The sequence below is a fragment of the Neomoorella carbonis genome (genome assembly GCF_045278715.1).
Taxonomy (GTDB): Bacteria; Bacillota; DSM-521; order Neomoorellales; family Neomoorellaceae; genus Neomoorella; species Neomoorella carbonis.
Genome location: NZ_CP136420.1, coordinates 1446709 through 1467052 on the forward strand (window position 1 = coordinate 1446709; position 20344 = coordinate 1467052).

The window sequence follows — 20344 nt, forward strand, 5'->3', positions numbered from 1 at the left end:
CCGGGCTAAGCCGCCGATTAAGTCGTACTGGCTACCTCGCGCTGCCAGGCTCGCTGTAGGTCAGTGCGAATACCGTATCGGTCAGCCAGCGACGGAACGACTCATTGTCGCTGAACTGCTTGAACAGCTCGGTGTCATCCTTGAGCAGCGCGGTCATCACCCGAACGAGGGCCTTGTCGTGCTCGATGCGTGCGTTTTGTTTGTCGGAATGCTTGCGTGCATTCTGGTAGGCTGTGTCGGCCGCTACGCGTGCAGGAATCTCCTCGGTGATCAGTTTGCGCACCCGATCGGCGTCGGTCCAGGGAATGTTGCCGAACTGATCGTTAAAAGCCTTGATGATGTTAGAGAGACGGTCGAGCTCCGGTTCGTGCTTGTGTCCACCACCCACAGCGGGCACCGGTTCGATTTCGGCATCCGCATCGGGAAGCGCGATCCTCATGCTCGCCTGCTTTTCGACCCGGTAGCTGTCCATGTCGATCGCCTCGAGGATGCCCTTTGAGAGGTCTTCCTCTTTCGGCGCCGGCAGCTTGGGCACCAGGAAGTTGAGGAAGATCGATAGCTTCTCCCACTCGGCGTTGGTGTAGGGGAGGATCGAAGATAGAAAGTTATACGTTCGCAGAAACGCCTTGGCTTTGCCCTTGAAGTCGACCTGACCGTCCTCGTCGAGATGCTCCATGTAGGTGGCGACGCAGGCGTCGAGGATCGGGTCGAGCTGGTCGCGGTCGGCCCCGCTCAGGTAGAGCCGCACCAGTTCATCAACTTGCTCAGGCGCGTACACCTGGTAGCCATCAAGGTCGGCCTTAAGGTCGTGCAGCTTGTTCGGGTCGGTTTCGTCGGCGAGGATGGTCGTCCGGTAGTATGGCTCGAAGGCCTTTCGGATCGTCTCCGGGTCGTTGACGAAATCGAGGACGAAGGTGTCGTGCTTCTGGGGGTGGGCGCGATTGAGGCGCGAAAGTGTCTGCACTGCCTTGACCCCGGAGAGCACCTTGTCCACGTACATTGTGTGCAGGAGCGGCTCGTCATAGCCGGTCTGGAACTTATCGGCGCAGATCAAAAACCGATACGGGTCCTCCCGGAGCTTGTCAGCGATCTGGTTCGAGGGAAAGCCGTTAAGGCTGGCCTCGGTGACCCGTTGACCGCCATACTCGTGCTCACCCGAGAAGGCCACAATCACCCGATAGGGGCTTTTGCGCTCGGCAAGGTACGCCTTGAAGGCATGGAAGTACTGAATAGCTCGCTCGATGCTGCCGGTCACCACCATGGCCCGCGCCTGGCCGCCGATCTTGCCCTTGGCGATCACCTGCTCATGAAAGTGGTCCACCATGATCTCGGCCTTGAGCCGGATGGCGTACTCGTGATTCTCGACAAAGCGGCGCAGCTTCTTCTGCGCCTTTTTGACGTCGAACTCGGGGTCGTCCTCGATGGTCTTAATGAGCTTATAGTAGCTCTTGACCGGTGTATAGTGGGCCAGCACATCCAGGATAAACCCTTCCTGAATGGCCTGTTTCATGGTGTAACTGTGGAACGGGCGATGCTTCACCGTGCCGTCGGGCTGCGGGTCGGGTTCACCAAACATCTCCAACGTTTTGTTCTTAGGGGTGGCGGTGAAGGCGAAGTAGCTGGCGTTCGGCAAAAGCTTCCGGGCTTCCATGAGCCGGTTAATCTGGTCTTCGAAGGTCTCGTCTTCGTCCTCGGCACCGGCCTCCGACAAGGCCATGCTCATCTTGGCCGAGGTACGGCCGCCCTGACTCGAGTGCGCCTCGTCGATGATGATCGCAAAACGGCGCCCACGGTGCTCGTTGCCGATTTCGTCGAGGATGAACGGGAACTTCTGAAGCGTCGTGATGATGATCTTCTTGCCGCTCTCGATGAAGCGCCGCAGGTCGCCAGAATGCTCGGCGTGCCCCACCGTGGCGTTCACCTGGGCAAACTGTTTGACTGTGTCCCGGATCTGCTGGTCCAGGATGCGCCGGTCGGTCACCACGATAATGGAATCGAAAACGGGTCTTCCGTCCTTCGCAAGACCAATTAGCTGGTGGGCCAGCCAGGCGATGGAGTTGGACTTGCCGCTGCCGGCGGAATGTTGGATAAGGTAGCGCCGGCCCACGCCGTTTGCCGCCGCGTCCGCCAAAAGTTTTCGCACCACGTCGAGCTGGTGATAGCGGGGGAAGATCTGCCGTCGCCGTTTCTTGCCGGTCTTGAGGTCTTTTTCCTCAACGAGTTGAGCGTAGTTTTCGAGGATGTCGGTCAGGCTCTCACGGGTGAGTATCTCCCGCCACAGGTAATCGGTCTTGAGCCCATGCGGATTGGGAGGATTGCCCGCGCCGTCGTTCCATCCCTTGTTGAAGGGCAGAAACCACGACGCCTTGCCCTGAAGGTGGGTGCAGAACCACACCTCGTTTTCGTCCACGGCGAAGTGCGCCACACACCGCCCCAATTCAAATAGCTTTTCGCGCGGGTTGCGGTCACGCTTGTACTGCTCGATGGCGTCGTGCACCGTCTGTTTGGTGAGGCGGTTCTTGAGCTCGAAAGTGAAAACCGGCAGGCCGTTGATGAAGAGCACCAGGTCCAGCGCCCGCTGCGTCTCATCGCGGCTGTAACGGAGCTGGCGCGTGACGGTAAAGCGGTTCTGCTCATAGAGTGCCCGCGCTTGCTCGTTTCCAGGCGAAGGCGTGCCGTAGAAAAGCTCGATGCGGTGCGGCCCGTGCTGAATCCCATTGCGCAATACGTCCACCACCCCGCGCTTGCTCACCTCGCCCTGGAGCCGCGCCAGAAACTTCCGCCGTGTGGGGCTGTCGTTATCCAGATCGAGCGCTTCGGCAACCTCCGGTTGCGTCGAACGCAGAAAGGCCGTAAGCTGAACCAGATCGACGCAGTACTCCCGGTCGTAATCGGCCGGATCGCCGGGGAACCAACCCACACCGCCGTAGGGTGCCGGCGTCTCGGCAACGAACGCCGGAGTGCCGGCAGGTCGGGGTACGCAGTCGCTGCCAGTCAGCGCCCGGCAGATCAGAGTTTCGAGCCCGGCTTCGCTCATGTCGGTAGGGGTCATGGTTCAACTTCCTCCTCAGAGAAAGTTTCTGCGGCGGCCTCATTATCTGCCGCCTCACCTTCCGCTGTCTCCTCTGTGTCCTCCAACTCAGCTTCCTCCTCAGCCGGCTCCTCCGGCAACCGTGCCGCCACCTCGCGAACATCCACCTTGCCGGTGACCACATCGGCGATGAGGCGGGTGCGGTATTCGCGCAGGAGTTCGATTTCGCGGCGAGCGGCAGCAATGGCAGCGTCGATCTTGGTCGTCTGGGCGTCGAGGTACTCTACGATGGCGGTTTGTTCTTCCTTGGTCGGTAATGGCATCTTGGCCGTCAAGAATGCGGACTTGGTGATGACCTTGCGGAGTCCTGTGTACAAAGGCTTTAAGAATTTCCCGTTGTCCATTGCGAGATAGAACAAATAGACGTAAGCCCCGACGACTGGATCAGTGCACTCAAATACCGTGTAAGCACCCGTAATCATGCCATGGAGTGATGATAGACCTATCGCTCGAGGTGTTTCATCGATATCAAACAGGCAAAAGATAATGTCACCGGGCTCAACGACTTGGTAAGTATCGAAACTCGTCGGGAATTTGCCTTCTGGGTTTTCAAGGTCGCGAACAACGATGCCGCCTTTCGTAAGAGATAGCAACGTGTAATCTGTGGATGCCTTGCCAACCAAGTGTTTCTTTAGTCGGAGCACTGCACGGTTTGGCACGATGTCCCAATGAACCGGCACATCGCCCAGCCATTCCACGCCGGAGGGCTTGTAGGCCGGGTATGGCTGGCCGGTGCGGACGTCGATCTGGCCGGTGACGGCGCGGTGGATAAGGGCCTGCTTGTACTCCTCCAGCAGATTGATCAGTTTCTTCTTGGCTCGGATGTATCGCCGTATCCGCCGGTCCATGTAATCGAGAAAGCGGACGATGGCGGATTGTTCCCACGGGGTCGGCACCGGTACATGGAATGAGCTAAGTCGGCTCTCGGCGATTGCCGGATAAGCGGTACCAACGGATTCTGCGCTGATGCAGTCGGTAAAGGGACTACTCTGCGCTAGGTAACTCACGTACCTCGGCTGTGTTCCGGGGCCGGGGGTCAGGACAGCAAAGCCAGTTGAGCACACCAATGCGTCTACGTCTCTATCGACATGGTAGACCGCCTTCAGATAAGTTCGCACGGTGGAGACAATGGTGTCCCCCCTGCGGAGAACCCGTCTAGCGCGGGAAGGCGCGTCGCCAAATCGCATCTGTTGTGGTTCTCGGATTAGAAAACCAGTACCTACTGTGCCGATATCGATGTATCGGAATTGGTAGTCGGCAGCGGTAGTATCCGGTAGGACTTCCGCATTTATGCTCACCCAGCGTTTGAGCGGCTTGACCTCCCAGTGTACCGGCACCTCGCCCAGCCAGGGTACGCCGGAGTCTTTGTAGGCGAGGTAGGGTTTGAGGTTGGTGATCATGTGGTACTTCCTCCGTGCACCGGAATACGAATATACAGCCTCTCGCGCACTTCTTGATAGATTGCGATATCCTCCGCAACTTCCAATGTCACTGCCAATCCATAGCGTATAGACTCTGGGATATCTCCGGCATCGGCACGGCAGTTCACCTTGATTACGATGGCATCCCCATCTTGAAAGTCTGCAGCCTGCTCGCCTTCTAGCACCTCATGCTGGACGGTACCTCGTTGTACGGCGCGGCCATCAGCATCTATACGGTCTGGTACAACAATGTTTTTAGGATCAAACCACAGATGAGCAATCCGGTACCTATGATGTCTACTGTTCACTGGAGTAAGCCATGCCAAAGTAATCGTCAAACGTCGTTTGACGTTTCTTGCTGAAAGACTCGGTGGAAGTGGAAGACGGAATTCATCGGCCTGTCCATCTTCTAGTTTCCCGAAACCCACAATGGTCACGCGCTGATCTGTACAAGCTAGTACCTTTGTGACATCTGCAAAACCATAACCTATAAATCGGGTAACATACTCTCTGAATGTTCGGCTATTTTGGGGATTACGTAGGCATGATTCATACAAAGTCCTAATATCCACCCAATCTGCACCATGTACGAGAAGGGTCTTTATTAACACTGTGTCGTATTCCGACGGGATTTGTGCACCGAACTCTTTGCGTAGCTGCTCAAGAACCTCATACAGGCGATTAGCCCACCGCGAGGCCAAGGCCGCGGCATTGCTCGTGCCTCTCATGTACCATGTGCGATCTAACCTGCCCTGTGCTCCAGGAGCGGCGACACACTGTCCAGGAGGTGAGACAAAAGAAGTTGTTTCCAGAACGGCGTTGCGATGCGTATTACCCAATTTTTCTTGAAGGAATTGCCTCCCACCGGGCAAAAGAATGTCTGGCTTGATGCTTCTACGGTACCCAGGTCCATGGGCGCTGTATACGCTCGGGATATTCATTCGTGTAAAGGGGTCTATCAGATTGAAATTTTGCGATGGTGATGAAGCATCTGCATGGGCAGATCCAATTGTAAGCCCGTTGATCGTCTCAGCGGGTGATAGGAGACGACGGTGCCGTGTATTTAATGCAAGGGCTTTGATCACAGCTTTTTCTCGCTCGTCAGCGGTCAGGTTTGGAAAATGTGTGCGTGGGACATCCAACTCAATATCATGGGGATGGTTGCCCGCGCTTACCACGAATAGGATGTTATACTTCCATGAAAGCCAGTCCAGCAGGCGTGCCCACGCACTCATCATGCGATCCAATGGCTTCGAGCGGTCACCTATCGACAGATTGATTACGCGAACGCTCGGCGCTACCGGGCCTTCCCCTCCGTCGCTTTCGTACAACCGCCGTACTGCTCGATGTATCAGGTCAATCGGCAGGATTCCCTCGGGTATCGCTTCCTCGGTGAATCGCCCGTCAAATCCACGACGGGGTTGCATAATAGGCCGAACATAGACAGGTCTTTCCATGGGGGCTTCGTGGTCATTGAGGTCGCCATGACATATAAGCGATGCCATCGCAGTACCGTGGACACGTTCTTTGGCCTGATAGGCGCTTTCAAATCCATCCGGGTCATCAACGATTAGTCGCCCATCGAGCAGTCGATGCTTCGTTAGAGGCAAGCCATCAAACAAGGCAACGATTGGCTCCCCCCTTGGAAGCACACTATCAACCAACTCACCAATGTGTTGCGTCTCATTCATATCCTCGGGCATGCGAATTGCGCATTGACCCACTGGATGCACGTACATAATGTCTTCGCATTGGAAGAGGCGGAAATCTGCCAATGTGTCGACTTGCGAAAGAAATTGAGACACCTCCTTGATAGGGATTCTTCCCAATACACCATGGTATGCAATTTCAGGTATAACACACTGGCTGGTGATTTCGCCGCCAAGAGTTTGAACTACATTTTCGAGATAAGCATTCGCTTTCTGCCGCCGATTAGGATCATTTCGATACCACAGTTCGACTTCAAAAGGTACCGTTTCCTGACCGTGTTCAATTCTTTCCTTCCAGTCCTCCCAGAGACCTGTATCTCTTATGCGGTCCTGAGCATCCCATGGTCGAATGGTGCGAAGGTGATAGCGGAATAAGTCCTTCATCGGTGCAAGCCCCTTGGGAAATGGGGCTTCTGGATCCTCCCGCCATTTATTGAACAGACTTAGTAACTCATCGAGGGCACGCTGGTCTGTCATAATGAGAAACAATTGGCCCGTTAGTTTTTTGTCTGGATCCCTTTCGTCTTCGAAGCCGTCACCAGGATCTATATCAGTGAGTTCTAATTCACCCAGCCATTCTAAACCGGATATTTTTTTAACTGCATTTATAAAGCGCTCAACAGAGCCAACGGTCTCGAGTACTAATGTTTGTTCCGGTTGAATTCCAAGCGAAGTGCTTTGGAGGATGAGCCGTTGCTTTTCCATTGCCTCTTGGAGGCGCTGAAACTGGGGTGCTAGCCTTGAGGCTTGTTGCTGGGCATCAGGTAACTTGACTTTCCTGCCACCACTGCCAAGTCGTTTCAGTCGTTCTGAGCGTAAGGGGGCTGGAAATATAAGGAGGGGATGTTCAGCCATAATCAGTCCCTCTTTCCGGTATTATCTGTCTTTACTGTGGCCCGTTTCATCCATTGACTTAGGACCTGCTGCGCAATCTTTTTGGTGTCTGCATCCGGTCCACTTAAAGTAATTCTTCTAACTATGTCAGTACCAAATTCCTCAATTTCAGCAAAGCTCAGGCCCATCAGTCTCTCTGCCAGATAACGAGGAGTTAAGCCAAGTTTGTGCCCCGTACGTTTTTCGAACCGCTTAAACCATTCCTCGATCTGTTGCTGTATGGGCATTGGCAGTTCCAAGCGAATTTGGAAGCGCCGCCATACGGCTCGGTCTAGTAATTCTGGATGATTACTTGCCACCACAACAACCACATAGCTCGGCAAAGCGTCTATCTGTAACAGTAGTGAACTTACCACGCGCTTAATTTCTCCTGTTTCGTGAAGGTCGCCGCGCTCTTTTCCTACCGCATCAAACTCGTCAAAGAACAACACACAGTGTCGCGTGCGAGCGTATTCGAAAACCTGGCCGAGACGCTGTGATGTCTCTCCGAGGTAGCTACCGATGACCGCTTCGTAACGAACTACTAACAACGGAACACCAAGGGCATCGGCGATTCCTTCTGCTAAAGATGTCTTGCCATTTCCAGGCGGTCCAATCAGCAATACGCGGTTGCGAGGCTCGAGATTATAGGACCGTAGTAGATCGGCTCGATGCTGCTCTTCGACCAGTTCGCGAACGGCTTGTTCAGCCTCGAGTGGTAAGATCAGATCTTCAATATGTCGTCGCGGGACAACCTCAACTACAAACGGGCCGGAGAGCATCCGTGTGGCTGGTGGAACAGTGCGAGAGAGCCCATTACCATCCACGTGGAGCTGTGCAATGAGCTGATCAGCAAAAATAGTGTGATTCTTTGCCCGCTCGTCTGCTGCCAGCGCCTCAACGGTTTTCTTAAACTGTGCCAGATCGCCCCGTGCAGCAGCCTTTACGAGGTTCAAAATCAAATCAGCTCGTGCCATGTTTATTGTCCCTTCTCAAAGTTAATAATCTGCGCCAGCAACCCTTCCGCCTCCTTCTCCACCGCCAGTAGGTCGGCGCGGATCTCCTCCAGAGTGCGCAGGGCCTTTGGCTTGTAGAAGTAGCGGTTAAAGTTGATCTCGTAGCCCACCTTGACGCTTGCCGGGTCGTACCATGCATCCGGCGCATAGGGCAGGACTTCGCGGCGCAAAAAAGTCTCGATGGCCGTGCGCTGGTCTTCCAGGCTCGGCAGGTAGCCAGGCTGATGGCATGCCGGGCACTCGAGGAAGGGGATCTGCTCGCTGTCGCGAAGTTCCGTGTCAGGCTCGTATTCCACCACACGCGGCTTGCCACCGATGACAACATCAAACAGCCCGCGTAAAGGATCAGGCGCCGTGCCAGGCTTGTGAATTTTCTTGATGACTGGCGGTGCATCGTCGGCACGCTCGGCCGTTTCCCGAAGCGCTTTGATCTCCTTGGGTGTGTAGGCGCGCTCGGGGTCGATGCCTTTCAGGCGCAGGGGACGTTCCACCGTCACCTTCCAGTAGCCGAAGGCCGCGTTGGGGAAGATCTTGGACTGCTCGGTCTCCTCGAATTTGAGGAAGGTATCAACAATGCGACGGATGTCCTCTTCGGACAGCTCGCAGTTCTTCTTGCCCAGGTTCTTGCGCAGGGGCTTGTACCACTGCGTGGCATCGATGAGCTGCACGCGGCCTTTGCGGTGCTCGGGCTTCCTGTTCGTGAGCACCCAGACGTAGGTGGCGATGCCGGTGTTGTAGAACATGTTGAGCGGCAAGGCGACGATGGCCTCGAGCCAGTCGTTCTCGATGATCCAGCGGCGGATGTTGCTCTCGCCCTGGCCGGCGTCCCCCGTAAACAGCGACGAGCCGTTGTGCACCTCGGCGATGCGACTGCCGAGCGGGGTGTCGTGCTTCATCTTGGAGAGCATGTTCACCAGGAACAGCATCTGCCCGTCGCTGGTGCGGGTAATCAGTGAAAGCTCCTCGCCCCGGTGCTGCACGACAAAGCGCGGATCCTTGATGCCAGCCTTGCCGCCCATGCGTTCCAGGTCGCTCTTCCAACTCTTCCCGTAGGGCGGATTGGAGAGCATGAAGTCAAAGGTGCGGCCGGGAAAAGCGTCGTTGGACAGGGTCGAATGCTCCGGCCCGCCGACGATGTTGTCGGCGGCATCGCCCTCGCCCTTGAGCAAAAGGTCGGCTTTGCAGATAGCGTAGGTTTCGGCGTTGATCTCCTGGCCGAAAAGATGCACCGAGACCTGTTTGCCACGTTCTTTCGCCAGCTGCAACAGGGTTTCCTCGGCCACCGTGAGCATTCCGCCGGTGCCGCAGGCGCCGTCGTAGAGCAGGTAGGTGCCGGATTCGATCTGGTCGGCGATCGGCTCGAAGATCAGGCGGGCCATCAGCCTCACGGCGTCGCGCGGGGTCCAGTGCTCGCCGGCTTCTTCGTTGTTTTCCTCGTTGAAGCGGCGCACCAGCTCCTCGAAGATGGTGCCCATGGCGTGATTGTCGAGGCCGGGCAGCCGGACGGTGCCGTCGCTGTTGAGCACAGGGTAAGGACTCAGGTTGATGGACGGGTCGAGGAACTTCTCGATGAGCGTGCCCAGGGCGTCGGCTTTGGCCAGGCGGGGGATTTGGTTGCGGAACTCGAAGTTGTCGATGATCTCCTGCACGTTGGGCGAGAAGCCATCGAGGTAGGCGCGAAAATCCGCCTCCAGTTGCTGGCGGCTGGCACGCGCCTTGAGGTCGCGTAGCGTGAAGGGGGAGGTGTTGTAGAAGGCTTGACCAGCGGCCTGTCGCAGAGCAGCGTCTTGGTGTACGATCCCCGCTTTGTCTAGCGAAGCTTTCATGTTGAGCACGGCCTGCTTGGTGGGCTCCAATACCGCATCCAGTCGTCGGATCACGGTCATCGGGAGAATGACGTCACGGTACTTGCCGCGCACGTAGAGGTCGCGCAGCACGTCGTCGGCGATGCCCCAAATGAAATTGGTGATCCAGGTCAGTTGGCCGTTTTCCATATCAAACTTTCCTCCAAAAAGGTCGCATACTTTCTAGTGACGGCGAGCCGAACATCCAGCGCTTGTCCTTGCGCAGCTGCTCGCCGCCCCACTCCTTCATGTTAAAGGGCGGATTGGTGATGATGAAGTCGGCGCGCAGGTCCTTATGCAGATCGTTAGTAAAGGTATCGTCTAACAGGATATTTTCGTTGGGGATGCCCCGGATCGCTAGGTTCATCTTGCAGATGCGCCAGGTGGCCTCGTTACGCTCCTGCCCATAGATGGAGATGTCGTTCGGGTTGCCGTTGTGGGCCTCGACGAACTTGCGGCTCTGTACGAACATCCCGCCGGAACCGCAGGCCGGGTCGTAGACCCGCCCCCGGTAGGGCTCCAGCATCTCGACCAGCAGCCGCACGACGCACTGCGGGGTGTAAAACTCGCCGCCCCGGTGCCCCTCGGCTTTGGCGAACATCTTAATGAAGTATTCGTAGGTCCGGCCGAGAACATCCCGCGCCACGGCATCGCCGTTGACCAGGTCAACCGCCGAAAAGAGGTTCAGCAGTTTCCCCTAAGGTCTGCGCCGGAATGGCGGCGCGGGCGTAGATCTTCGGGAGCACGCCGCGCAACTGCTTCGGGTTCTCTTTTTCGATGGCGGCCATCGCCTCGTCAATCAGCCGGCCGAGGTGCGGCTGGTGCGCGTTCGCCAAAAGATAAGACCAGCGGGCTTGGGGCGGGATCCAGAAGATGTTGGCGGCCAGGTACTCGTCCTTGTCCTCAGCGACGGAAGCGATGTATTCCGCCGACGCCTCCTTGACGTAGTATTCCGTATTGGCCGGGTCGGTAACGGCGCGCGTCAGGAACCGGTGCCGGTTTTCAAAAGCGTCCGTGAGGTATTTCAGAAAGAGCAGCCCGAGGATGATGTGCTTGTATTCGGCTACCTCCCCCGTGCCCCGTAGCCGGTTGGCCGCCGACCAGAGCCGGTTGGCGAATTCGAGGTCGCCGTTGCCGTTTTTTACCGCGCTTTTCCTTTTCGCCATAACCTTCTCCTGCAGGATGAACAGTTTACCAAACAGCCGGTTTTTAGAGGTTCAAACCGTAAAGGAGCGTACTGCCGTAACGGCCGTTTTTTGTTTTATTCTCCAATCGCCGCCATTTTCCTGCCGAAGCCCTTACAGCGTCAACCGTCTCTTCTTCCCCATTTTCTCAGCCGACGTTCGCACTCGGCTCGGGGCAGGCGGCTTCCCATCGCCCGCATCTTTTCCAGCGCTCGAGCCGCTTATTGGGGCGTAACGATCCGCTGTCGAACCAGTTCGTCCAGTATCCAAAGCGTCCCGTGCACTGATACTTTCTCTTGTTCCGTGGCTTTCCGCAGGTGCCTGTCACCGGTTAGCAAAACAGCGCCCCTTGCTTTGGCCAGCGCCAGGGCAAAAAGGTCCACGCGCGAGGGCGCGGGATACCGGCTTGCTAATTGAATGACAAGGTGGACCCCGTCGCCGGCAAGTTCCTCCTGCTGCAATCCGAGGGATACCAGGGTTTGTCCATCGGGCACCCGTAATTCGGCAATAACCACATCAGGGGCGATAAACCGAAGCGGCAGTTGGAACGCTTCGTGAATAATCCCGCCGGCATACAGGTCAATCCAGATGTTCGTGTCATTCGCGTGGATCCGCCGGGAATCCGCCATGCCGCTCGGCCACCTCCCGCCAAAATTTAGCCAGGGATTTGGCGAACAGTTCGGCGGCACGGGATTCTGAGATCAGATCCTCCGCAAGCGCACGCATCACGAGCCGTTCCATCCGCTTTGGTTCCTCGGGGGGCAGAGCATCGCCTGGTTCTTTCTGGTCTCAACCACGGCGGCGAAATTCGCGGAACAAATTCGTGGCGAGCGCTTCCGAAATGATGCAGTTCGTAGAGGCTAAGCGCCTGCCGCTGCTCCCCCAATTCGCGGCGCGCCGCCAGTGCGGGGACTAAAAAAGCACCGGCAAACCGGTGCGCCGCTTTCTCTGCACTCGCCCCTTTTTCGGGCCGGAGAATAATGTGCCCTAATTCGTGGGCCAAATTGAAGCGCTGGCGGTCGCCGGCAAGACTACGCCGCATAACAATGACCGGGGTGTTGTCCTCCATCATGAAGGTGCAGGCGTCAAAGCCATCCACACCGTCTACCAACCCAACCTTGATCCCTTTATCCTCAAGAAGTTCGGTCAGGTTTTCGATGGAGGCCAAGCCTAACTGCCAGGCCGCCCTTAGCTCTTCCGCCACCCGCTCCGCTTCTTCCAGCACGGTAATCCTGGGATTTACGCCCTCCGGTAAAACAAAGCCGCGTACGGCGTCGCCGGGCGGGAAAAGCGCTTCAATCTCGAGATATCGTTCAAGCCACCCCTGGATTTGGGCAAGGACCGTTTGTTCTTGCTTGCGGCGCAGCGCAGAATTTTTACGGTAAGCCGGCACGGAAAGGTTCACCCTACGCGTCCGGAAAAAATATTCAACCTTGACCCCGAGCGCCTCTGCCAGACGGAGCAGGACACCGGAACTTGGTATGTCTAAGCCTCCTTCATACTTTGAAATGGCCTGAGGCGACACACCCACACGGTTGGCTAATTCCCGCAAACTCAGTCCAGCGGTCCGCCGGGCCAGCCTGAGCCGTTCTCTGACCATCACCTTTTCACCCCGGTTGACATTCTATCAAAAATATTGCATTTTGTAAGCCGAAGAATAATTGGAAATCAGGGGGGACACCATACTCAATCTGCTCAGTTCCTCGTCCGCCGGGGTCCTTTGGGTCCGCTCTTGCGCGGCCGCAGGATCCGTTCGCAAGGTGCGCCGCGGCACTGCTCAAAGGATACTGCCAGACCTCTTCTACCAGCCCTGCACGGACGGGATTAAGCTCCGCCATCAGGTGCAGGTATGCCCTGTATCATCTTCGCAAAAGAATGTTTGCTGCACCTCCACTCGTTCCACAACCATGCTGCCGGATTTCGCCGCCAGACCGAGAAGGAGAAACAGAACCAGGCCGGGAATGACCAGTTTCAGCACGCGCCGCGGAAAATGACGGTGGATAACATTTTCGCACGTCGTCACCTCTCCCTGATATAATCTAGCTGGACATCTCCAACACCTCGATTTCCTCCCGCTGCTAAGTTTACTGACCATTAGCAGCAGGATTCGATTTGTTGGGGGTGGGTTCCTTTTTGTTTACCATTTCCTTAAAAGTGGGTCACTTTTAGATTACCATACACAAGCGGCGTCTTAGAAAATATTTTCTATCAGGTGTTCTGGGGAATCCGCAAAATTAGTGTGACACGTCTTTATCCTTTTCGCCGTAAGGGAACTCCGGCCTTTCTGTGACACACGGTTTTTGATGGAAATTCTTCCTGATCAGGGGTGCCTTGAGCCTCTGCTTACGGTTTCTTCGATTATGCTCAGCTGTCTATCGATTTCAATGAGCATTTCCTGGATGGTCCGCCCTGGCCTGCCAACCACAGGTACCGGTCGAGTTGCCGAGTGGTCACGGGAAAATCCAGGGCATCCTTCAACGCTGAAAAGCCCGCCGCAAACTGCTTATACGAGAGCCCTTCCCTGCCTTTCCCATTCAAATGGTATGTGAGCATCTTAACCGCATACGAGTCGTAAATCGGGAATTGATTCTGTTACAGATTTTTTCAAGGTGACGATATCACAGATGGATTATAATAAACATAAAGTTGAGGACGTGTATCTCTTATGGTATGATTTTACTAAAGTTAGTATTACCGGAAGGCGATAAAATGCCGGACCAAACTATAAGGATTGATCTCGAGTTGCCAAAAGAACTGTTAATCAAATGAAGTGGTACTAAAGGGAACTGAACTTCCCGGTGTGAAAGAAATCAGAGAAGCTACCGACCCAATCCTCGATAGTCTGGAACAGAATGGGTTCCGCTTTAACGAAAAGGTAAAAACAGTAATTAAGGAAGAATATGGGAAATGAACTGACGGCGGAAACGTATACCAGACTCTTCCCCAGCAAGATAGTTTTTTGGCAATAAAAAAGCCCCTCACCTGAACAGTGAGGAGTGTTGAAACAAAGGCTATTTGGAGTAAGGAATCACCTTATCCAGCGGAACGCGATATCTTCCCTGGTAGCAATAAGGTCGAACTCATGGTGATCCGCAGTTACAAGGCTGGCAGCGATCCTTTTCCAATTACTTGGACTGCAGGTACTTTTCTACGTTAAAGCCCTTTCCCTTCAAAATCCCCCGTGCCTCACGAATTGGATCTTCCACGGGTTTGAGAAGAAATCCCTCGCGCACCTCCACGATGGTTACTCGCTTACCTTTCAGTTTTCGCGCTACCTCTGCCGGCAAATTCAGTTCATCCGCGTTCACTTCAGGGGTTAGCAACACCTTCACCTCCATAAACGTCCTGTATAGAGACAACAGTGCTATTTGTAAAATTGTACCACAAGGAACGTCCTGATCTCAACCATTGCTCGCGCTTCACGCCTTCCTGTAGCCAGATGGAAAAAATTGAAGCTATATGCAAAGTGGCTGCGATGCTGGTAATAAAGTCATGGACCTTCCCCTTTCAAGGCAGGAAGGTCCTTTTTGCGATGTCACAGCGGCATCCCGGCATCATATTCTTCTCGGACCAGGAAAGATTTAGGACCGTAAGCATAAGATTTAAGTAAAGTTAGTTTTACAGGGAGGTTAAAACATGGGCCAGGGCAAGTTGCGAAGGGTTTTTCCCGGCGGCAATACCTGTGAGGGCTTTTATTCTTTTTATGATTACATTATCGAACCAGATGCCACCCGGATCTTCGTCGTTAAAGGCGGGCCGGGGGTGGGCAAGTCCACCTTCATGCGCAAAATCGGCGAAACCATGCTGGCTAAAGGTTATGATGTAGAATTCCACTGCTGCTCCTCCGATAACAATTCCCTGGATGCCGTGGTCATCCCGGCCATTAAAGTAGCTCTAATCGATGGTACGGCTCCCCATATCGTTGATCCTAAGAACCCCGGTGCTGTAGATGAGATTATTCACCTGGGAGACTACTGGGATGAAAGCAAAATGCGGGCCCATAAAGAGGAAATCCTTAAAGCCAACGCCCGGGTGGCGCGCTTGTTCCAGATAGCCTACAGTGCCCTCCGGGAAGCCAAGGTTATCCGCGATGAGTGGGAAAGCTATATTTCCGAGTGCATGATTGAAAGTCAGGTAAACAAGGCTGTGGCCAACCTGCTTCATGCCATTTTCAGCGGTGTAGCGCCACGCTATGACCGGCCGGCCAAGGTGCGCCACCTCTTTGCCACGGCTATTACCCCTGATGGCATCATTACCGGCCATGTAGAATCCCTGCTCCAGGATGTGCAGCAGCTATATACCATCTCTGGCGAGCCCGGCTCCGGCGTGCCCCAGGTGCTGGCCCGTATCGCCGACCTGGCCCATGAAAAAGGACTGCATACGGAGATTTACCATTGCCCCTTCAATCCTCGGAATATCGACCTGGTTATTATACCGGAAATAAAAGCAGCGGCCATGAACGTCCAGCCGCCGCATACCTACGATCCCTCGTCTTTACCGGACCTTATGGCCATGAAACTTAACCTGTCGGCCTATATCGACCGGGATAAGCTGGCAACTTATGCCCACGAGATCGGCAGCGCCGCCTACCGCTATCAGGCCTGCCTGGACCGGGCCGTGGCCTACATCCGCCAGGCCAAGTTAACCCATGATTATATGGAGACCTTCTATATACCGGCCATGAATTTTGAGGCTATTAACGCCAAACGCCAGGAGGTCCTGCAGCGGATTTTGACCTATGCCTCTGAATTTCCTGAAACCTTGATAAAAGCAAGCTAAAGCTTTGAAACCCTTCCTGATCGGTAGCATTGGGAAGGGTTTTTAGTAACTGTTCATGGAACAAAAGCATAAGTTAACATGAGTAAAAAAGAAGAAAACGGGGTGATACTCCTGGACCGGCAAATAGCTATTTTTACACCCAACCTGCTGGCCTGGAATGGTCAAGAACCAGTAATCGGTGGCCTGGAAAGATACCTCCACGCCCTGGCAGAACTCCTGACAGAGATGGGTTATGAAGTTTCCTTCCATCAGAACGCCCACCGGGATTTTCAAACTACTTTCCGCGGCTGGCCGGTATACGGCTACCAGGCCGATCAGCACCATTTGCACTTAACTGTTAAACGAATGGAGGAAACTGTCCGCGGGAGAGTGCTTTATTCCTCTATTCTCCAGCAAGTCTATTACCGACCCCGTTCTATTTGCATCTCCCATGGCGTCTGGTGGGAACTACCGGGTTACAGTCCGGCCCACGCCCGGGCTGCCTATGAAAACTATGTCGCTGCAGCCCTTATTCAGGCCACTTTAATAATATCTTGCGACTACAACTTCCTTAACGTTGCCCGGGCCATCTACCCTAATCTGGCCGACCAGAAGGTCCGGGTAATCCCAAACTTTGTCGATTTAACGCAATTTTATCCCCGCGAAAAGGAACAACAGCCCAGGGTACGCGTCCTGTACCCGCGCCGGCTGGCCCCGGAACGGGGCTTTGACCTGTTGAAAGGGGTTATCCCTCCTTTACTGGCTGAGTACCCCGACCTGGAGTTTCTCTTTGCCATTGATACAAATACCCCCCGGTACCTGGAGATTTTTCATGCCTGGCGGCAAAAGGAGGCCCATAACGGGCGTATCCTTTACTGTCATCCAGACTTTAACGCTATGCCGGAGGTTTATGCCGCTGCCGATATAGTTGTTATTCCCAGTATTTATTCGGAGGGTACCAGCTTTTCATGCCTGGAGGCCATGGCTATGGGTAAGGCTGTTATTGCCACCAATGTTGGCGGACTCACCAACCTGATTATCGATGGCTATAATGGCCTGTTAATCCATCCCTCCAGGGAATACCTGACCCAAGCCCTGCGCTTTTTAATTGATCACCCCCGGGAGCGCCTGCGCCTCGGCGCCAATGCCGCTGCTACCGCCCGGGCCTTTGACCGTCGCCTCTGGGAAGCCCGCTGGCGACAGTATATCAGCAGGGTATATCCTTTGGATAAGCAGTAGTTCGGAGGGAAAGCAAGTTCTATGCCCAAGGTTACGGCCATGATGATCGTCCGTAATGAAGCCAATCGTTATTTGGAGCGCTGCCTTAAAGCTTTGACTAACTATGTTGATGAGCTGGTCATCCTGGACGATGCCTCTACGGACGCTACTCCTGAGATCTGTTTGCGTTTCCCCAGGGTCAAACTTTATCGCCGTGATACCCCTTTATTTCTTAAGGATGAAGCCCAGTTGCGCTGCGAACTCTGGCACCATACCGTAGCTACCAACCCCGAATGGATACTGGCCCTTGATGCCGATGAATTCCTGGAGACCAGGGTAGAACGGGAACTCCCTTATTTGCTAAAACAGGATCTCTTTCCAGCTATTAGCTTCCGCCTTTTTGATTGCTGGGGCAGTGAAGACTACTACCGCGTCGACGGCCTCTGGAATCCCTGGCTGCGTGGTTTTTCTATCTACCTCGTCAAGTACCAGCCCTGGCTGGATGCCGCCTGGCCCTTACAAAAATTTCACTGCGGCCGCCTGCCTCTAGCCTACCGCCACCTGCCCCACCTGGAAAGCGATCTGAGGATCAAACACCTTGGCTGGGCCAACCCGGCTGATATCCGGGCTAAATACGAGCGCGCCGTTAGCCAGGATCCGACCTTCAAATATATGCCCCGGGAACATTATGAAAGCATCCTCTGGCCAGCGGAAAAAATTCAGCTCGAAAAATGGCAGGACTAGATAACTTCTCCGTGCTAAGATGCATATAGTAATACTAATCCAGAAAAAGGAAAGACCCCCTTTGTCAATACCCAAAAGGCATAGGGGGAAAGAGAAAAGCTTGTAAAAGGAGTGATCTGCATGGCTCTAACCGCCAGTGCCACTGTTACTGGCAGTACGGCAGGAACTGCCGATGTAGCTCTAACCTTAAGCCCGACCACGGCCCTTTTTTCCCCGGCTAACCTGGTTCCTGGCCAGTCTGTCGGGTCGCCCCAGCTGCAAGTGTCAAATACCGGTACTGTAGACGAGTATTACTTTATCTTTGCTGACTGGAAGGAAGTAAGCCCTACTACTCCCCGCGAGGCCCAGTTACTTGCCGACCGCTTAAACATTTATATCGAAGCCAGCCCAGCAACAGTCCTCTATAATGGCACTCTTTCCGGTCTATACAACCAACCTTCTAGTGGGCGCCTGCTAGTTTCGCCCTATGATGACCTGCTGACTTTCGTCGTCAGCCTGCCTAGTAATACGGGTACCATAGCCCAGAACCTGGACTTGAGCGTCGATCTGGTCTTTACGGCCCAGGCTTCCCCCCTCGCTTAAAGCATAGCCCGGCCCCGGCCGGGCTTAACTTTGTAGAGCTAATTGCAAGAAGGTGATAAAGAGATATGACGACTAAAAAGGTAGCTTTATTAACGACTAACTTTTTTCACCCTACTAACGAAAGAATTATTATGGGCGGTGCAGAGCGTTACCAGGTTGACCTCTGCCGCCTGCTCCGCGAACTAGGTTTTTATGTTGAGGTCTGGCAGATAGGCAGCGGTTGGACCCGGGAATTCGATGGCGTGCGTATCCGCAGCATCCCGGTTTCTAGAAGCGAATACCATACCTTTCCCGATCTCAGCACAGCCTTTTACGAGAATTCCATGGCCTTTGATTACGCCATTTATTTCATCCTTACCCTGGCTTACCCCATAGCCCGGGAAAAAAGCATTGCCATTAGCCACGGGATCTTTTGGGATTGGCCGGGTTTCGACCTCATGGCCGGACGCCTGGAGGAACGCCAGGAATGGTTAAGGCGGCTTGGTATTGCCCTGACAGGGCCACAAAAATTAATCTCTGTAGATACCAACACCATTAACTTCTTCAATGCCACCCTCCCCGGCTTTTATCACAAATGGGAGTACATCCCTAATTATGTTGATACTGACCTTTTTCACCCACCTGAGGAGGAAAAAAATAGCACGGATACCATCCGTGTCCTCTTCCCCCGCCGGCTGGTTCCCGTTCGCGGGATTAATGAAACAATGCGGGCAGCAGAAAAATTGACGGCTCGCTATCCCTGGATTGAATTTCATTTTTGTGGACGCGGCCATGATGACAACGCCGAAAGGCTCATGTCCCAGTGGATTGCTACCCAGGAACGTTGTTTTTACTACTGGAAGCCCCTGGAGATGATGCCTGAGGTTTACCGCCAGGCGGATATTGTCATCATCCCTTCACGCTCTACCGAAGGCACGAGTCTGGCCGCCCTGGAGGCCATGGCCAGCGGCCGGCCGGTAATTGCCGGCCTGGCAGGTGGCTTGAGCGATATTGTTTTGCACGGCTACAATGGTTATCTAATTAAACCGACTGTGGAAAATCTGGTGGCGGCCATCGAAGATTTGGCCCGGGATAAAGCTAAAAGGCAGATCATGGGCCAGAGGGCTCGGGAAGTGGCTCTGACTTTCAACCGTAAGATATGGGCTGAGCGTTGGGCCAGGGTCCTGGAAACAGTCTTTCGCTAATTGTCTGGTTTTGGACTCACCGGGTGGGTGAAGGTATGTGCCCTTTACAGCTCCTACTGTGGCCAATAAAGGTAACCGCTTCCATGTCGGTCCCAGTCCGATTATCCTGGTAACGGTGCAAGAATGGGTGGTCTTTAATATCGTGCAATCAGCTTTGCTGTTAATTCCAGCCTGGGGAATACAGCCAGTAAGTCCGCCTGCAAATGCGTTTGCTGCCCATGCTGGCCGGCCTTTATTACATGAGGAACTACAGCCGCGACATATTGAATTAGTCACTGCGGAAAGGGTGCTGGATTCGGTTTACCTGGCCACGGAAAACTTATTCCAGTGGTCTTATAGTTCCTCCTCACTTACCCCAGGCGTGCCGGTTAAAGTTATTGCCTGCGGGGTTAAAAATATTACCGCCAGGCAGCAACTGGTGCCCATTCCCCCCGGCAGCCATGCCCTGGCGAGGGCTTTCTATAATTATGAAATTCTTGTGACCTATGCCGATGCTGCCGGCCACACCGCTACCATTACCCTGATGTCCGGGCCCCGCTGGCAGCGGGCCTTTGTTTCCCCCGGACCGGGCCGCCTGGAGGTACATGTCAAGGTTGCCTGTTCACGTATTGAGATTACTACTCCCCCTGCCCCGGAACCCGGGCCGGCCTTGCCGTATAAGCCGGTCCGGGTATGGGTTTGGGGGTGACAACCAGGGCGTGTCCCTGGTCGGGAAATTGG

17 protein-coding genes are annotated in these 20344 nt (G+C 54.6%); 6 read left to right on the top strand and 11 right to left on the bottom strand.

Annotated elements, in window-relative coordinates; all coding sequences use genetic code 11:
- Window positions 1–31 precede the first annotated feature (31 nt).
- The 11 genes from MCACP_RS07500 to MCACP_RS07550 all read right to left on the bottom strand — a co-directional run bounded on the left by MCACP_RS07500 (window position 32) and on the right by MCACP_RS07550 (window position 14464).
- On the bottom strand, window positions 32–3052 hold the full coding sequence (locus MCACP_RS07500; protein ID WP_406676172.1) for a type I restriction endonuclease subunit R: 3021 nt from the start codon (window positions 3050–3052) through the stop codon (window positions 32–34).
- Window positions 3049–4491, bottom strand: coding sequence for a restriction endonuclease subunit S (locus MCACP_RS07505; RefSeq protein ID WP_406676173.1), 1443 nt, complete (start codon window positions 4489–4491; stop codon window positions 3049–3051). The genes MCACP_RS07500 and MCACP_RS07505 overlap by 4 nt, the downstream gene beginning before the upstream one ends.
- On the bottom strand, window positions 4488–7076 hold the full coding sequence (locus tag MCACP_RS07510) for a S8 family peptidase (protein ID WP_406676175.1): 2589 nt from the start codon (window positions 7074–7076) through the stop codon (window positions 4488–4490). The genes MCACP_RS07505 and MCACP_RS07510 overlap by 4 nt, the downstream gene beginning before the upstream one ends.
- Before the next feature lie 2 nt (window positions 7077–7078).
- On the bottom strand, window positions 7079–8071 hold the full coding sequence (locus tag MCACP_RS07515; protein WP_406676176.1) for an AAA family ATPase: 993 nt from the start codon (window positions 8069–8071) through the stop codon (window positions 7079–7081).
- A 2-nt stretch (window positions 8072–8073) separates the two neighbouring features.
- A complete protein-coding gene (locus tag MCACP_RS07520; protein WP_406676177.1) occupies window positions 8074–10104 on the bottom strand; it encodes a type I restriction-modification system subunit M in 2031 nt (676 codons plus the stop codon).
- Window position 10105: 1 nt separating this feature from the next.
- Entirely contained in the window at window positions 10106–10600 is a 495-nt protein-coding gene (locus tag MCACP_RS07525) for an HsdM family class I SAM-dependent methyltransferase (RefSeq protein WP_062281934.1), read from the bottom strand.
- Between the two features lie 19 nt (window positions 10601–10619).
- On the bottom strand, window positions 10620–11120 hold the full coding sequence (locus MCACP_RS07530; protein ID WP_406676179.1) for a type I restriction-modification system subunit M N-terminal domain-containing protein: 501 nt from the start codon (window positions 11118–11120) through the stop codon (window positions 10620–10622).
- 239 nt (window positions 11121–11359) lie between these two features.
- Window positions 11360–11767, bottom strand: a complete 408-nt coding sequence (locus tag MCACP_RS07535) for a type II toxin-antitoxin system VapC family toxin (RefSeq protein ID WP_084785453.1) — start codon at window positions 11765–11767, stop codon at window positions 11360–11362.
- Window positions 11768–11793: 26 nt separating this feature from the next.
- Window positions 11794–12738, bottom strand: coding sequence for a helix-turn-helix domain-containing protein (locus tag MCACP_RS07540; protein WP_406676180.1), 945 nt, complete (start codon window positions 12736–12738; stop codon window positions 11794–11796).
- Between the two features lie 237 nt (window positions 12739–12975).
- A complete protein-coding gene (locus MCACP_RS07545) occupies window positions 12976–13161 on the bottom strand; it encodes a hypothetical protein (RefSeq protein WP_153018234.1) in 186 nt (61 codons plus the stop codon).
- Between the two features lie 1102 nt (window positions 13162–14263).
- Window positions 14264–14464: a hypothetical protein gene (locus MCACP_RS07550; RefSeq protein ID WP_084785452.1), complete on the bottom strand. Its 201-nt coding sequence runs from the start codon at window positions 14462–14464 to the stop codon at window positions 14264–14266.
- 310 nt (window positions 14465–14774) lie between these two features.
- On the opposite strand from MCACP_RS07550, the gene MCACP_RS07555 reads away from it, so the two are divergent.
- The 6 genes from MCACP_RS07555 to MCACP_RS07580 all read left to right on the top strand — a co-directional run bounded on the left by MCACP_RS07555 (window position 14775) and on the right by MCACP_RS07580 (window position 20312).
- Window positions 14775–15917, top strand: coding sequence for a PRK06851 family protein (locus MCACP_RS07555; protein ID WP_062281918.1), 1143 nt, complete (start codon window positions 14775–14777; stop codon window positions 15915–15917).
- A 78-nt stretch (window positions 15918–15995) separates the two neighbouring features.
- Window positions 15996–17135 carry a glycosyltransferase family 4 protein gene (locus MCACP_RS07560; protein WP_406676181.1) on the top strand — a complete coding sequence of 380 codons (1140 nt, stop codon included), beginning with the start codon at window positions 15996–15998 and terminating at the stop codon, window positions 17133–17135.
- Window positions 17136–17156: 21 nt separating this feature from the next.
- Complete coding sequence (locus MCACP_RS07565; RefSeq protein ID WP_406676182.1) at window positions 17157–17858, top strand: glycosyltransferase family 2 protein; 702 nt, start codon at window positions 17157–17159, stop codon at window positions 17856–17858.
- A 120-nt stretch (window positions 17859–17978) separates the two neighbouring features.
- Entirely contained in the window at window positions 17979–18440 is a 462-nt protein-coding gene (locus MCACP_RS07570; protein WP_156275296.1) for a hypothetical protein, read from the top strand.
- 65 nt (window positions 18441–18505) lie between these two features.
- Window positions 18506–19624: a glycosyltransferase family 4 protein gene (locus tag MCACP_RS07575; RefSeq protein WP_406676183.1), complete on the top strand. Its 1119-nt coding sequence runs from the start codon at window positions 18506–18508 to the stop codon at window positions 19622–19624.
- Window positions 19625–19682: 58 nt separating this feature from the next.
- Window positions 19683–20312 carry a hypothetical protein gene (locus tag MCACP_RS07580; protein WP_406676184.1) on the top strand — a complete coding sequence of 210 codons (630 nt, stop codon included), beginning with the start codon at window positions 19683–19685 and terminating at the stop codon, window positions 20310–20312.
- Window positions 20313–20344 lie beyond the last annotated feature (32 nt).

Coding starts and splice junctions, on each gene's coding strand:
- MCACP_RS07500 (WP_406676172.1), bottom strand. CDS start 3,052: ATGACCCCTACCGACATGAGCGAAGCCGGGCTCGAAACTCTGATCTGC.
- MCACP_RS07505 (WP_406676173.1), bottom strand. CDS start 4,491: ATGATCACCAACCTCAAACCCTACCTCGCCTACAAAGACTCCGGCGTA.
- MCACP_RS07510 (WP_406676175.1), bottom strand. CDS start 7,076: ATGGCTGAACATCCCCTCCTTATATTTCCAGCCCCCTTACGCTCAGAA.
- MCACP_RS07515 (WP_406676176.1), bottom strand. CDS start 8,071: ATGGCACGAGCTGATTTGATTTTGAACCTCGTAAAGGCTGCTGCACGG.
- MCACP_RS07520 (WP_406676177.1), bottom strand. CDS start 10,104: ATGGAAAACGGCCAACTGACCTGGATCACCAATTTCATTTGGGGCATC.
- MCACP_RS07530 (WP_406676179.1), bottom strand. CDS start 11,120: ATGGCGAAAAGGAAAAGCGCGGTAAAAAACGGCAACGGCGACCTCGAA.
- MCACP_RS07535 (WP_084785453.1), bottom strand. CDS start 11,767: ATGGCGGATTCCCGGCGGATCCACGCGAATGACACGAACATCTGGATT.
- MCACP_RS07540 (WP_406676180.1), bottom strand. CDS start 12,738: ATGGTCAGAGAACGGCTCAGGCTGGCCCGGCGGACCGCTGGACTGAGT.
- MCACP_RS07555 (WP_062281918.1), top strand. CDS start 14,775: ATGGGCCAGGGCAAGTTGCGAAGGGTTTTTCCCGGCGGCAATACCTGT.
- MCACP_RS07560 (WP_406676181.1), top strand. CDS start 15,996: ATGAGTAAAAAAGAAGAAAACGGGGTGATACTCCTGGACCGGCAAATA.
- MCACP_RS07565 (WP_406676182.1), top strand. CDS start 17,157: ATGCCCAAGGTTACGGCCATGATGATCGTCCGTAATGAAGCCAATCGT.
- MCACP_RS07570 (WP_156275296.1), top strand. CDS start 17,979: ATGGCTCTAACCGCCAGTGCCACTGTTACTGGCAGTACGGCAGGAACT.
- MCACP_RS07575 (WP_406676183.1), top strand. CDS start 18,506: ATGACGACTAAAAAGGTAGCTTTATTAACGACTAACTTTTTTCACCCT.